The organism is Clostridium nitrophenolicum (genome assembly GCF_055391695.1).
Genome location: NZ_AP042469.1, coordinates 18,157 through 32,174 on the forward strand (window position 1 = coordinate 18,157; position 14,018 = coordinate 32,174).

Sequence of the window (14,018 nt, forward strand, 5' to 3'; positions counted from 1 at the left end):
GTGGCCTTAAAGCCACGTTTTTATGTCTTATCCGATTATCTTAAGTTTATAAATTGTAAGTCTACACCAAAGTCTTTTGATTTTAAATTTTGGATCACTAACTGAAGGTCATCCTTTTTAGCACCGGAGACACGTACCTTATCATCCATTATCTGAGCCTGAACTTTAAGTTTAAGATCTTTTATGTATGCAGCAACTTCCTTAGCTTTTTCTTTGCTAAGACCCTTTTGGATTTCTACATCTTGCTTTAATGTTCCAGAAAAAGCATTCTCGATTTTACCAGGATTTAAGCATTTTATTGATACACCTCTTTTGATCATCTTCCCTCTCAGAATATCAAGCATAGCATTGATTTTGTAATCGTCTTCAGCATTTAATTTTAAAGAATCCTTTTCTAAAACTATCTGAGCCTTACTTCCTTTAAAATCGTAGCGTTGCTCTATCTCTTTCATTGCCTGATTAACTGAGTTATCCATCTCTTGCATATTTACATCTGATACAATATCAAATGAACTATCTTTTGCCATTATAAGTACCACCTTTCATAAATTCCTAAGTGATATTATACATTAAGTAAATATATCAGTAAATATGCATAAGCCTAAATTACAATATTTTACCTATGAACTATGTAGATACAAATATTTTATGGAGTTATATCTTCGAAAGTTTTCTTATAGCAAAAGAATTATTGGTAATTTTAGTTATGAGTTAAGAATTAAGAGTTAAGATTGATTTTTCGCTGAAAAATCTTTAACTCTTAATTCTTAACTCTCAACTCTCAACTCTTAACTAAAAAATATTCATTTTAAATCTAAACAATACTAAATAAATTTTAGCGTGTAAGTTAATTTGAAATTTTAAAGCATATATTTTAATTATTAGAAATTTTATTATATGCAAGAATAGTTTGATGTGCAGTTTTTTGCCAGCTTAGTTCTGATGCTTTAACAATACCGGATAAGATTAATCTTTCGCGCAGGTCATCATCTAACAATACTCTAAACATTGAGTAACATAAATCATCTACATCATTAGGGTTAATGAGTAATCCGCCATCACCTACTACTTCAGGAACAGAAGTAGCATTAGAAGCTACTACAGGCACTCCACAAGACATTGCTTCAATAGGTGGAAGACCAAACCCCTCATAAAAAGAGGGATAAGCAAATAATTTAGCTGCATTATATATATATGGAAGATGATCGATTGTTATAAAGCCTGGGAATATTACTTTATCAGATATACCAAGTTCTTCTGCTCTCTTTTTATAAGAGTCATATGACTTTCCTTTTTTTCCGGCTATTACAAGATTTATATCTTTTTTATAGATAGATAAAAGCTTACTGAAACTTTCTATAAGACCAATTATATTTTTTCTAGGGCTAAAACCTCCAACATAGAGTATAAAATCTTTATCTATAGAATAATACTCCTTCGCAATTTTTTTACTTAAGTCTCTATCTAAAGGTCTATAAATATCTTCGCTTGCTAAAGGCGTAACAAATATTTTATTCTCAGGAAAATTAAAAGCTTCCATAATATCCTTTTTAGAATAGTTAGAGACGGTAATTATTCCATCGCATGCAGATACAACCTTAGGGATATGCTCATGGAAAATTTTTAGGTATCTATCACTTACTGTTTCTGGCATCTTATAAGGAATTACATCATGAAGAGTAATCATAAAATTACATTCTTTATTTTCAGGAAGTCCAACTCCGTTTTGAGGTACATGATATAGCTCTATATCTGAACCTTTTAATATATTAGGTATATTTACCTCATCCCAAAAGCTATTATTGTTGCCTTCACTAATACTATTTAAATGAAAATTATCCTTAAAAGACAAATCAGCCTCACAGTTTTCGGGCATAAAAAGCAAGTAATTATTTATGTTATCAATTTTATTTAAACAGTTAATTAACTGATAAGTATAGGTACCTATTCCTGTTCCTCTATACCATTTTGCCGCACGTCCGTCGATTCCTATTCTCATAAGATTAATCCTTTCGAATTTGCTATAATTTATTATATTAATGTTGTCTCAAAAGTGTTAATACTCTTCTAAATTAAATGCATTATTCATATAAATTATACAGGGGTGATTAACATGATGAGAGAATTTGAAATAGAAAGACAATTTGATATTAAAATTGAAAACATCAAGCCAAATAAAGGAGTATACCTTTTAAAAACAGATAAAGGATTAAAATGTTTGAAGAAGATAAATTATGGAACACAAAAACTCCTATTTGTCTATGGAGCAAAAGAGCACCTAATGAAGAATGGATTTCCAAGGGTAGATAGATATTGTGTTAACACTGAAGGTAACCCTTATGCCCTTGTAAACGAAGATATTTATACTCTTTCTGGATGGATAGAGGGAAGAGAGTGTGACTTTAAAAGCAAAGATGATCTGGTTAAAGCTGCTAAAAGTCTAGCCTACATGCATATTGCATCTAAAGGATATGAACCTCCAGAAAATAGCAAGTTAAAAACTGACTTAGGAAGATGGCCCAGTCTTATGGAAAAAAGAGTAAGATCTCTCGATAAGATGAGAGATATGGGAAGAAAAAAAGGAAATAAAGGTAGCTTCGACTTAAATTATACAAAGACAGTTCAATTCTATAAAGACTTAGGTAAAAGAGCTATAAATGTACTAGAAAGTTCAATGTACATGGATTTATGTAGGATTACAGAGGAGGAAAAAGGTTTTTGTCATCACGATTTCACGTATCACAATATAATAATAGATAAAGAGGATAATGTTAACGTGATAGACTTTGACTATTGTAAACGAGAGATAAGAACTTATGATATATCTGCATTTATGATTAAAGTCTTAAAAAGAGTGAATTGGGATATTGAACATGCACAATTAATTATTGACTCTTACAATGATGTTAGTCCGCTGGAAGAAGCGGAATATAGAGTGTTATTCGCATTTCTGCTATTTCCTCAACGTTTTTGGAGACTTTCCAATAGGTATTACTATAATGAAGTAAATTGGCCTTCAAATACTTTTAACAATAAATTGGAGGATTTGATTTCTGAGCAAGAAATATACACCAAATTTATCGATAATTTTAAAATGCTTTACAATCAAAAAGAATAATAGTGTTAAGCTGATGTAAACACATAGACAAGAAGTCTTAGACTTTTATGTCTATGTGTTTATTTTTATTATTCACTTAAAGCTTAATAAAACATATTATATATAATAGAATTTTATATTTTGGAGATGTTAGTATGAATATAGGGGATATAGTAGTAAGAAAGTCTTATGGAAAAGATATTACATTTAAGATTATAGAGATTAAAGAGGTAAATGAGGGTATAATATACTCGCTAAAGGGAATAGATTTAAGAATTATTGCAGATTCACCAGAAGATGATTTGGAATTAGTTTCAGATAATTCTTCAACAGAACGAGAAAGAACATTTAGCAGAAAGGTTAACGGCTCAATTAGAAATATTCTATTAAGTAGAGGAGGCTTTCGCAGCGAAATCAGAGCAGTAAAGCCAAACCCAACTAATGAACTCGCATTTGGAAGACCGGGCAAGATTCTTCATGTAGATGGAGATCCGGAATATCTAGATGTATGTTTAAAAGTATATAAACAATTAATGCTGGATGTAGTTGGGAAAAATGTAGCAGAAAAGGAGCAGCCTAAGGTTATATTGGAGTTAGTAAAACAAGTAAAGCCTGATATTGTTGTAATTACAGGACATGACTCTATAGCTAAAGGTACTAGCAATTATACTGATTTAAGCAACTATAAGAACTCAAAGTATTTTGTAGAATCTGTAATGGAGTTAAGAAATTATGAATCAAGTTATGATGATTTAGTGATCTTTGCGGGCGCATGTCAATCTTGCTATGAAGCTATTCTAGATGCAGGTGCAAATTTTGCCAGTTCGCCTAATAGAATATTGATACATTGCTTAGATCCAGTATTTTTGTGTGAAAGAATTGCATATGCCAATATAGAAAAAGTAGTTTCTATTCAAAATGCTTTAGAAAACACTATAACTGGTACTAAAGGTATTGGCGGGCTTCAAACGAGAGGAAAGTATAGAGAGGGATTTCCTAAGTCACCTTATATATAAATTTTTTAATTTTAAAATATAGTGTATATATGAATAAACTTGAGGGAACAATACTTAAGGTAGTGAAAATTTAAATATTTGAGAGTGTTTACAAAAAATTAATATTGACAAAACAGATTGTTAACTGATAAAATAAATAGTTTATTTGACATTATATACATTGAGATATATAATATACAATGTGGAAAGAGGGTGTTTAATATGGAAAAAGCAAATGTATTGGCTTCAATAAGGAAAAATATTGAAGAACATGTTGGCGATAGAGTAACATTAAAAGCCAATGGAGGAAGAAGAAAGGTTTTCGTAAATAGTGGAGTTATAGAGAAAGCCTACCCTAGCATATTTGTGATTAGATTAGAAAATGACACCCAAAGGAAAGTGACTTATAGTTATTCAGATGTTTTAACCAAAACAGTTCAACTGGTTTTTGCTGTATAGAATCGGTACTAACTTATAGTACCGATTTTTTTTATCTTAAAAAACAATAAGGCTTATTCAAACAAAAAGAAAGATGGTGGGTTTCCATCTTTCAACTATGGTATAAAAGGGTATTGAGAATTTATGAGAGGTTATATGGTCAACAACCATTTCTAATATTACGCCAAAATTCAGCAAATGTCAATATATATAATACTTATTAGCGTAGGAAATGCAAAAAATACCCCAAAAAATGATGAATATTGTAGTAAAAATTTTTCTTCCAATCTAGTATTTATTATAAAAATATATGAAATTTTATCATATTTCTTTATCAATGTTTGTATAAATAAATAGTAGGTTTAATGGGAGGGAGATATAATATGGCTATAGAGCTGGTTAAAGAAAATATAGAGTGCGAACAATTGCTTGGTGAAAATTTTAGTGATACTGTAGTGAAAGGTGAATATGTAATACCTGATACTCATCCAGATGTTGGTGAAATATTATTGCTTAATGTTAAGCCGTGTATTACAAATACAGAAGTTATGCAGGATAAAGTGTTTGTAGAAGGACAAATAGAATATACTGTACTTTATTTAGCAAGAGAGGAAGAAAGTACAGGAGTTTATAGTACAAACTATACTGGAAAGTTTTCGAATTATGTGGAAATTCCTGGAGCAGAGCATAGAATGCTAAGTGATTCAGGTTGTTATATTGAACATATGGAATGCGGCATTGTTAATGAAAGAAAAATAGCTGTTGAAGGTATTGTAAAAGTAAAATCCGAGGTATACAAAAATTATGAATTTGAAGTAATAAAAGATGTAACAGGCTCACAGGATGTTCAAATGCTTAAAAATCCTGCTACTGTAGATAAAATAGTAGGAACTGTTTCAGGTGACTTAATAGCAAAAAGTCATATGCAGATTCCTATGGAAAATCCACAAATAGGAACTATATTAAAATGTGATGTTAAGGTTAATAAAAAAGATGTTAGGATTATGGAAGGCAAAGCATTAATAGATGCTAATGCGCTAATAACATTATTGTATAGAGGAAAAGATGTTAGAGATATAGTTTACGTAGAAGACAATGTTCCAATAAGCAAAGAAGTAAATATTGATGGAGTAAATCCGACTATGGATAATTATACAGAGTTTAAGTTGGATGCTATAGAATATGATATTAAAGAAGACGATCTAGGAGAAAATAGAATTGTTGATATAGAAGCTCTAGTTAAATCTAATACCAAAGTTATGTATAAGGAAGAGATTGATATTATAGAAGATGCATACTCGCCTTCAGTACTTATGAGAATGGATAAAAAGGATTATGAATTAAACGTAATGCATGGACATTCAACTAATCAAAGCATAGTTAAATCAAGCATTGAATTAGAAGATAGGCCAAGAGCATCTAAAATAATAATGTGCTGTGGAGAAGTTTGTATAACAGATAAAAAGTTAGTGGAAGATAAGATTATTGTTGATGGAGTATTAAATACAGAGGTGTTATATAAAACTTTTGATGAAGAAAAATACGTACACACTGTTAATGAAGAGTTGCCATTTAGCTGTACTGTAGAAATACCAGGATGTAAAATTGATATGCAATGCATAGCTAAGGCATGTTTAGAAAATATTGATGCATCGATAGAGGCAAATACTATAGCGATAAAGGCCGTAGTAGAGGTATATGGCAGAGTAAATTATGTTACACATAAGGAATTTTTAGTAGATATGGTTCCGGTAGATGGGGAACTTCCAAAAAAGAAAGCAAGCATGACAATATATGTAGTTCAACATGGAGACACCTTATGGAAGATAGCTAAGAAATATTATACAACTATGGATGATTTAGTTAAATTGAATAGTATGGAAAACCCAGAGGTTATAAAGGTTGGCGATAAGTTAATTATTCCTGGAAGATCCATAATTTAGTTTGAATTAAAGAAAAATATAATAAAAATTATTATTAACTTCAGTAGCAAGTCTGCTGAAGTTTTATTTATGTATAACTATTTTAAATGTGGAAAAAATATAAAATATCCACAAGAAGGGGTGTATTGTCTTGGAAGAAAAGTTACAAGGTAATTTGATAATAATTGGAGGAGCAGAAGATAAAAAAGGTGAAAAAAGCATACTTAAAGAAGTATGCGGCAAGCTTAACAAAGAAGAAGATATGCTTGTTGTAGCAACGATTGCATCACAGCTCCCAGAGGAATTAGGAAATGAATATAAAAGTATATTTGAAAATCTTGGAGTCCAAAATATTAAAATATTAAACATAAGAGAAAGAAAAGATGCTTATGATTCAAGTAATATTCAAATGATAGAAGAGGCATCCTTGGTTTTCTTCACAGGTGGAGACCAGCTGAGAATAACAAGCTTAATAGGAGGAACTCCCTTATATTTAAGTATGAAGGATGTTTATGAGAAAGGATGTATTTTTGTTGGAACGTCTGCAGGAGCATCTGTTATGAGCGACACTATGGTAGTAACAGGACCAGACGAAGAATCGCCTAAAAAGTGCACATTAAAAATGGCACCAGGATTAGGGCTGATTAAAGGCGTAATAATAGATCAGCATTTTGCTCAAAGAGGAAGAATTGGAAGGTTACTAGTCGGAATAGCTGAGAACCCTCAAAGTTTAGGAATTGGAATAGATGAGGATACTGCTATAGTTGTACATGAAGAAGGCGAGTTAAAAGTAATAGGGTCTGGTGCAGTGTATATAATAGATGGAAGTAATATAAATTACAGTAATGTATCAGAGCAATATCAAGACGAAATACTATCTATTTTCAATGTAAAATTACACGTCTTAAAAAATGGAGATAAATTTGATTTGAATAATAAGATACCATATAACGGAGAACAATTAAGCTATAAAAATGTAGAGAGTCATAGCTAGGAAAGAGGAGGACAATATACACAAAGATGAAGATTGATGAAGTTAGAGTTTTTGAAGGAAGAAATATATACTCTCATAGAAAATGTATAAAGATGTGTGTAGATTTAGAGGGGTATAGGGATATTCCAACTAAGGATATAGACGGTTTTAATGAAAACTTACTAAAGAGCATACCCCAGCTATTTGAACATAGGTGTGGGATAGATGAAGATTATGGTTTCCAAAAAAGGCTTAGAGAAGGTACTTATCTTGCTCATGTATGTGAGCACATAATCATAGCAATTCAAAATATTCTAGGAATAGATGCGGCTTATGGAAAGTCTAGAGAGATTAAGGGAAATAAATATTATATTATATATGAATACGGTTATAGAAATACAGGAATAGAAGCTGGCAAAATAGCAGTAGAATTTATCAACAGCCTTATAAATAAAAAACCGTATAATTTTACTGTTGCGATGGAATCACTGCGAACTATACTTAGGGCTGAAGAATTAGGTCCTAGTACTAGTGCAATATTACAGGAAGTAAAAAAGAGAAAAATACCTGTAATGAGAATAAGCGAAGGAAGCATGCTTCAATTAGGTTATGGAAAGTATAGCAAAATTGTTGAAGCAACGATTTCACACAATACTAAAGCTATTTCTGTAGATATAGCTTGCGATAAATTATTAACTAAAGAAATACTTTACAATCAGTGTTTACCTGTTGCAGATGGGTACATAGTAAGAAATAGTCTAGAATTATTATTTAAAGCTGATAAAATAGGCTATCCTATAGTTATAAAGCCTAGATGTGGTAACCAGGGAAAAGGGGTTTTTGTTAATATAAAGAACGAAAAAGAAGCTCTTAGTGCTTACAACATATTATCAAAAGATTATAGCGATATAATTGTTGAAAAAAATATAGTTGGTAGAGATTATAGAGTGTGTGTAGTGGATGACAAAGTTGTAGCTGTGGCTGAAAGAATACCTCCATATATAGTTGGGGATGGTGTAAGTAGCATAAAAGAACTTATAAATGTGATAAATCAAGATAATAGGCGAGGAGAAGGCCACGAAAAACCTTTAACAAAAATTAAGATCAACGATGAGCTTAATGCATATATTAGTAAAAGTGGGTACAATTTAAGTTCAATTTTGGCCGAAGGAGAAAAGATTTTACTTAGGGAAAATGCAAACTTATCTACAGGTGGCAAGGCAATAGATTGTACAGATATAATTTGCGATGAAAATATTAATATATGTGAAAGAGCAGCTAAAGCAGTGGGTCTTGACGTATGTGGTATAGATGTATGTTGTTCAGATATAAGTAAGCCAATTACAAAAGATGGTGCAATAATAGAAATAAATGCCGCACCAGGTATCAGAATGCATCATTACCCTAGTGAAGGAAAGAGTAGAAATGTTGCTGGTGCGATAGTAGATATGTTATTTAAAGATACTCCTAAAACTATACCTGTAGTATCTATTACTGGAACCAATGGAAAAACTACGACTACAAGATTAATTGGTCATGTATTAACTAAAGCTGGATACAATGTAGGAATGACTACAACTGGTGGAATATATATAAACAATAAATGTATTCATAAAGGAGATACTACTGGATATTATAGTGCTAAATCAGTATTAATGAATAAGGAAGTTGATGCTGCAGTTTTAGAAACAGCGAGAGGTGGTATTATTAGAAAAGGCCTAGCTTATGATATGGCAGATGTAGGAGTCATTACCAATATAACAGAAGATCATTTAGGATTAGACGATATAGATACAATGGATGATCTGGCTTACGTAAAGGCCTTAGTCGGAGAAGCTGTAAAAGATGAAGGATATGTTGTATTGAATGCTGATGATCCTGTTAGTGTAAGTATTATAAAAAGAATGAAAAGTAATATTATTATGTTCTCTAAAGATAAATACAACTCCGTACTCAGAAGCAATATAAAAAAAGGAGGATATGGAGTATATACTCATGAGGGTGTTATATATGTTGAAAAAAGCAATGAGCTAACACCTTTGGTAAAAGTTACAGATATAAAAATTACCATAGGAGGAAGGCTAATTTATAATATAGAAAATGCTATGGCTTCTTGTGCAGCACTTATTGGATTAAATATAAGTTATTCTGCTATAAGAGAAGGAATAACAAGTTTTTATGGTGATGAAGAATTCAATCCGGGAAGATTTAATATGTATAAAATAAATGGAGCGTTAGTTGTACTGGATTATGGCCATAACATAGAGGGTTACAAAGCTGTTTTAAAGGGCGCTAAAAATATAAATCACAATAGACTGGTGGGAATAATAGGAGTACCAGGAGATAGGACTGATAGAAGCGTAAAGGAGCTAGGTAAAATAGCGGGAGAAAATTTTGATTATATATATATAAAAGAAGATAAAGATAGGAGAGGTAGAAAAGCAGGAGAGATTGCGTCTATTCTTGAAAAAGGAGTCATGGAATCCGGATTTGACAAAAAAAGGATAGAAGTGATATTAGATGAAGCAGAAGCACTAGAAAAAGCTATTGATACCTCCAGACCTGGAGATCTAATTATAATATTCTTTGAGGACTTAGAGCCATTAGTGCAATTAGTTAAGAAAAAGACCAATGCCCAAATAGATAAAGAGCAATCAGCAGTAATGATATAAGATTTCTTGAAATTGAAGCTATACTTTTAAGATTTAAAATCTTAAAAGTATAGCTTTAATTTTAAGGTTGTATTATACTATTTAGTATCATTAAATACATTCCCGGAGGGCTAAGATGTTAATAAAAGCTTATGCAAAGATTAATATATCCTTAGATGTTGTAGGAAAAAGAGAAGATGGATATCATCTTTTAAAAATGATAATGCAAACTATAGATTTATATGATTATATAAATATTAAAAAATACGATAATGGTATAAAGCTGGCGTGTAATAAAGCATATGTGCCAACTGATGAAAGAAATTTAGCTTATAAAGCAGCAGATCTTTTTATAAATACCTATGACATAGATGGCGGGGTAGAAATATATCTTAAAAAGAATATACCTGTAGCGGCAGGGCTTGCAGGTGGCAGTACAGATGCAGCTGCGGTATTAAAAGCTATGAGAAACCTATATAAGCCAGAGATATCAGATGATGAACTTATGAAATTAGGATTAAAGATAGGCGCAGATGTTCCCTATTGTATAGTAGGGGGAACTGCTCTTTGTGAAGGTATAGGAGAAAAGATAACTAAGCTTTCCACATTCAGAGATCATATATTAATAGTGGTTAAGCCATCTTTTGGTGTATCAACTAAAGAAGTATATAAGAATTTAGATATTAGTAAAATAAATAAACATCCAGACACTGAACTCCTAATAAAAAGTATGGAAGAAGAAAATTTATTTAGAGTAAGTAAAAATATGAAAAATGTCTTAGAAAATGTTACATTAAGAAAACATATAATAATTAAGAATATTAAAAAGGAACTTCTAGATATGGGAGCAATGGGTGCACTTATGAGTGGTAGCGGCCCTACAGTATTTGCATTCTTCGAAGATATTCTAAAAGCGCAGATTTGTTATGATAAGATTAAAAAGAAGTATAAGGAAGTTTTTATAACAAGAACAATTTAAGGTATCTAAAGGCAAATATAAGAAGATGGAACTAAGTTTTTGATAATTTAGTTCCATCTTTTTTATATTTTCTTAGAATGAATAAATATCTTTTTATAAGCTAAAAATAATTTAAGGTTACCAAAAGTATTAGGAGTGAATATTGTGAGAGTATTAGGTTTGTATGATAAGTATTTTTTAGCACTCATGATTATACAAGGATTCATATTAATTATAGATTCAAAAAAATTTTTAAAATGGAATATGAGGGATACTGCAAGAAAAGCAAAGTCTATAGGAATAGGTATCATAATAATTGGAATTATGCTGTATTTAGTAACAATGTATATTGCATAAAGTGTTTAGTAACATATTTTAATATGATAAAAGGAAGTGATAATTTTTGAAAGAAGAAATAAGAGATAAAATATCCCTAAAAGCTCAAGAAAATCTATCTTATGCCAAGAATTTATTGAAAAACAGTTCAGATATAGTATTCAGAGAATTTTACATAGGAAAGCTTAAATCTGCATTAATATATGTGGATGGAATGGCAGATAAGAGCTTATTAGATGATTATGTATTAGAAACTCTAATGGTAATAGGGTCAGATATAGCAGAGGTAGAAAAAATAAAAGATAAAATACTTACTGTTTCGGATATAAGAGAAGTAAAAAAACTTAGTGAAGGCATTAATGCAATGCTCTCCGGAGACACATTAATGTTTATTGACGGTCTTGAAGTATGTTATGTTATTGCATCTCGTTTATGGCCTGCAAGAGGAGTGTCGGAGCCATCAGGTGAAACAGTAATTAGAGGTGGCAGAGATGGCTTTACAGAAACAATAAGGTTTAATACTGCTTTAGTGAGGAGAAGAATAAAAGATACAAGGCTTAAAGTGGAATCTAAAACTTTAGGAGTAAGATCTAAGAGTGATTTAGCTATTATGTACATTGATGACATTGTAAATAAAGAGATTTTAGAAGAGCTCTTTAGTAGATTAGAAAAAATAGATATAGATGCTGTTTTGGATAGTGGATATGTAGAGCAATTTATAGAAGATAATAAGTGGTCCTTTTTCCCGCAAGTACAAAGCACAGAGAGGCCAGATGTGGTAGCAGCAGCTTTGTATGAAGGAAGAATTGCCATACTTGTAGATAACTCACCCTTTGCTCTTATTGTACCAACTATAATGTCGGCAATGTTTCAATCACCTGATGATTATTATCAGAGATGGATATACGGGTCTATTATAAGACTTGTAAGAGTTTTCTCCATTTTTGCAGCACTAATGCTTCCAGCCCTTTATGTTGCTGTTACTTCTTTTCATCCCGCTATAATTCCCACAAAATTAGCATACTTTATTGCTGCGTCAAGGGAAGGCGTGCCATTTCCAGCTTTTGTAGAAGCATTAATTATGGAATTTAGCCTTGCATTTTTAATTGAATCAACAGCTAGGCTTCCTAAGGCTATTGGATCTACAGTAGGAATAGTAGGAGGACTTATCATAGGGCAGGCTGCAGTAACAGCTGGAATTGTAAGTCCTATAATGATAATTATAGTTTCTGTAACAGCTATTACAAGTTTTACAACTCCAAATTATGAAATGGCATCTGCTCTTAGAATACTAAGGTTTATATTAATAATATTTGCCGCAGTTATAGGGCTTTATGGAATTATGCTTGGAATAATTCTGATATTAATACACTTAGTAAGATTAAAGAGCTTTAATATACCTTATTTAGCTCCAGTAGTCAATCCAGATATTGATGACTTTAAAGACGCATTTATGAGGTTCCCTATTAAATTTTATAAAAAGAGACCTGGATTTATGAATACAGGAGATAAAGTAAGACAGAAGTAGAGGTGATATATCTTTTATGAATGATAAAGAATTTATTACACCTTATGGCTTGTTTGCAACTATTGTAGTAACTGTTATAGGGGTAGGCGTTTTTTCCTTCCCTAGAGATGTGACAGCAAATGCTGGTACTGATGGCTGGATTATAACATTAGTTAGTGGAGCCATAAGCTATTTATTAATTTTTATTGCTATAAAGGCAATAAAAAACAATAATTATGGTAAGTTATATTATATTCTAAGATTTAACTTTGGCAAGCTAATAGGTTCTATATTAGCATTAATTTTTATTGCATATAATATTTTTGCTGTATCTATAGGTATGAGAGTTTTTATAGAAGTACTAAAGATGTATTTACTTCAAAGGACTCCTACAGAATTTTTGACTTTAGTTACAATACTCACTGGCATATACATAATAAGGGGAGAAGTAGGAAACTTAGTGAAATTTAACGAACTTGCTTTTTGGATAATGTTTATTCCTATTATTCTTGTACTTTTACTTACTTTAAACAAAACAGATTTTACTAATATTTTTCCGATACTTAATAGCACTCCAAATGAATATGTAAAAGCGTTAAGTACAACTGTCTATAGTTTTGGAGGGATTGGAATAGTTTATTTGATTCTTCCATTTATGAAGAATAAGAAGTCTATACCTAAAATTGCTGTGAAAAGTATTATGTTTATAACAATATTTTATGCAGTTATAGTGGTATTTTGTTTGGCTGTCTTTGCTAAGGAGCAAACAAAAACTTTATTGTGGCCTACTATTACTCTAATAAAATCTATAGATATACCCGGAACCTTTATAGAAAGATGGGAAGGAGTAGTAATGGCATTATGGGCAATATTTTATTTTACTACTTTCATAAACTCATATTATTTGTCTGCAGATGTACTTAAAGATATGTTTAAGTTACATGACATAAAGCTTTCATCAGCTTTAATAATACCTTTTATATATGCAATAGCTTTATACCCTGAGAACATAGCTGAAGTTTATGATATTAGCAATAGTGTGTCACCTTATTTAGCAACCTTTAGCTTGGTTATACTTCCTTTGTTACTTTTTATTAAAAAACCCTCAAAAAAAGGCTTAAAGGAGGGTGAATGTTAGAGT

Annotated in this window: 12 protein-coding genes; 10 read left to right on the forward strand and 2 right to left on the reverse strand. The window is 31.0% G+C overall.

Annotated elements, in window-relative coordinates; translation table 11 throughout:
• Positions 1–35: 35 nt before the first annotated feature.
• Together ACZ5N4_RS00120 and ACZ5N4_RS00125 are read right to left on the reverse strand one after the other, a co-directional pair.
• Positions 36–527, reverse strand: coding sequence for a YajQ family cyclic di-GMP-binding protein (locus ACZ5N4_RS00120; protein ID WP_464206056.1), 492 nt, complete (start codon positions 525–527; stop codon positions 36–38).
• A 347-nt stretch (positions 528–874) separates the two neighbouring features.
• On the reverse strand, positions 875–1,999 hold the full coding sequence (locus ACZ5N4_RS00125; RefSeq protein WP_464206058.1) for a glycosyltransferase family 4 protein: 1,125 nt from the start codon (positions 1,997–1,999) through the stop codon (positions 875–877).
• A 114-nt stretch (positions 2,000–2,113) separates the two neighbouring features.
• On the opposite strand from ACZ5N4_RS00125, the gene ACZ5N4_RS00130 reads away from it, so the two are divergent.
• The 10 genes from ACZ5N4_RS00130 (at position 2,114) to ACZ5N4_RS00175 (ending at position 14,015) form a co-directional block, all read left to right on the forward strand.
• Positions 2,114–3,118: a CotS family spore coat protein gene (locus ACZ5N4_RS00130; RefSeq protein WP_464206060.1), complete on the forward strand. Its 1,005-nt coding sequence runs from the start codon at positions 2,114–2,116 to the stop codon at positions 3,116–3,118.
• A 134-nt stretch (positions 3,119–3,252) separates the two neighbouring features.
• Positions 3,253–4,113 (forward strand): sporulation peptidase YabG, encoded by an 861-nt coding sequence (gene yabG / locus ACZ5N4_RS00135; RefSeq protein ID WP_464206062.1) that lies wholly within the window; start codon positions 3,253–3,255, stop codon positions 4,111–4,113.
• 201 nt (positions 4,114–4,314) lie between these two features.
• Positions 4,315–4,551, forward strand: a complete 237-nt coding sequence (locus tag ACZ5N4_RS00140; protein ID WP_178906273.1) for a Veg family protein — start codon at positions 4,315–4,317, stop codon at positions 4,549–4,551.
• 362 nt (positions 4,552–4,913) lie between these two features.
• The gene (locus ACZ5N4_RS00145) at positions 4,914–6,473 is read left to right on the forward strand and encodes a DUF3794 and LysM peptidoglycan-binding domain-containing protein (RefSeq protein ID WP_464206064.1); all 1,560 of its coding nucleotides are present in this window, start codon (positions 4,914–4,916) and stop codon (positions 6,471–6,473) included.
• 130 nt (positions 6,474–6,603) lie between these two features.
• The gene (locus tag ACZ5N4_RS00150; RefSeq protein ID WP_464206065.1) at positions 6,604–7,446 is read left to right on the forward strand and encodes a cyanophycinase; all 843 of its coding nucleotides are present in this window, start codon (positions 6,604–6,606) and stop codon (positions 7,444–7,446) included.
• A gap of 26 nt (positions 7,447–7,472) precedes the next feature.
• Positions 7,473–10,097 carry a cyanophycin synthetase gene (gene cphA, locus ACZ5N4_RS00155; RefSeq protein ID WP_464206067.1) on the forward strand — a complete coding sequence of 875 codons (2,625 nt, stop codon included), beginning with the start codon at positions 7,473–7,475 and terminating at the stop codon, positions 10,095–10,097.
• 115 nt (positions 10,098–10,212) lie between these two features.
• Positions 10,213–11,055 carry a 4-(cytidine 5'-diphospho)-2-C-methyl-D-erythritol kinase gene (gene ispE / locus ACZ5N4_RS00160; RefSeq protein ID WP_464206069.1) on the forward strand — a complete coding sequence of 281 codons (843 nt, stop codon included), beginning with the start codon at positions 10,213–10,215 and terminating at the stop codon, positions 11,053–11,055.
• Positions 11,056–11,199: 144 nt separating this feature from the next.
• Positions 11,200–11,391 (forward strand): CLC_0170 family protein, encoded by a 192-nt coding sequence (locus ACZ5N4_RS00165; RefSeq protein ID WP_464206070.1) that lies wholly within the window; start codon positions 11,200–11,202, stop codon positions 11,389–11,391.
• Positions 11,392–11,437: 46 nt separating this feature from the next.
• Positions 11,438–12,898: a spore germination protein gene (locus ACZ5N4_RS00170; protein ID WP_464206072.1), complete on the forward strand. Its 1,461-nt coding sequence runs from the start codon at positions 11,438–11,440 to the stop codon at positions 12,896–12,898.
• Between the two features lie 16 nt (positions 12,899–12,914).
• Positions 12,915–14,015 carry a GerAB/ArcD/ProY family transporter gene (locus tag ACZ5N4_RS00175; RefSeq protein WP_464206074.1) on the forward strand — a complete coding sequence of 367 codons (1,101 nt, stop codon included), beginning with the start codon at positions 12,915–12,917 and terminating at the stop codon, positions 14,013–14,015.
• Positions 14,016–14,018 lie beyond the last annotated feature (3 nt).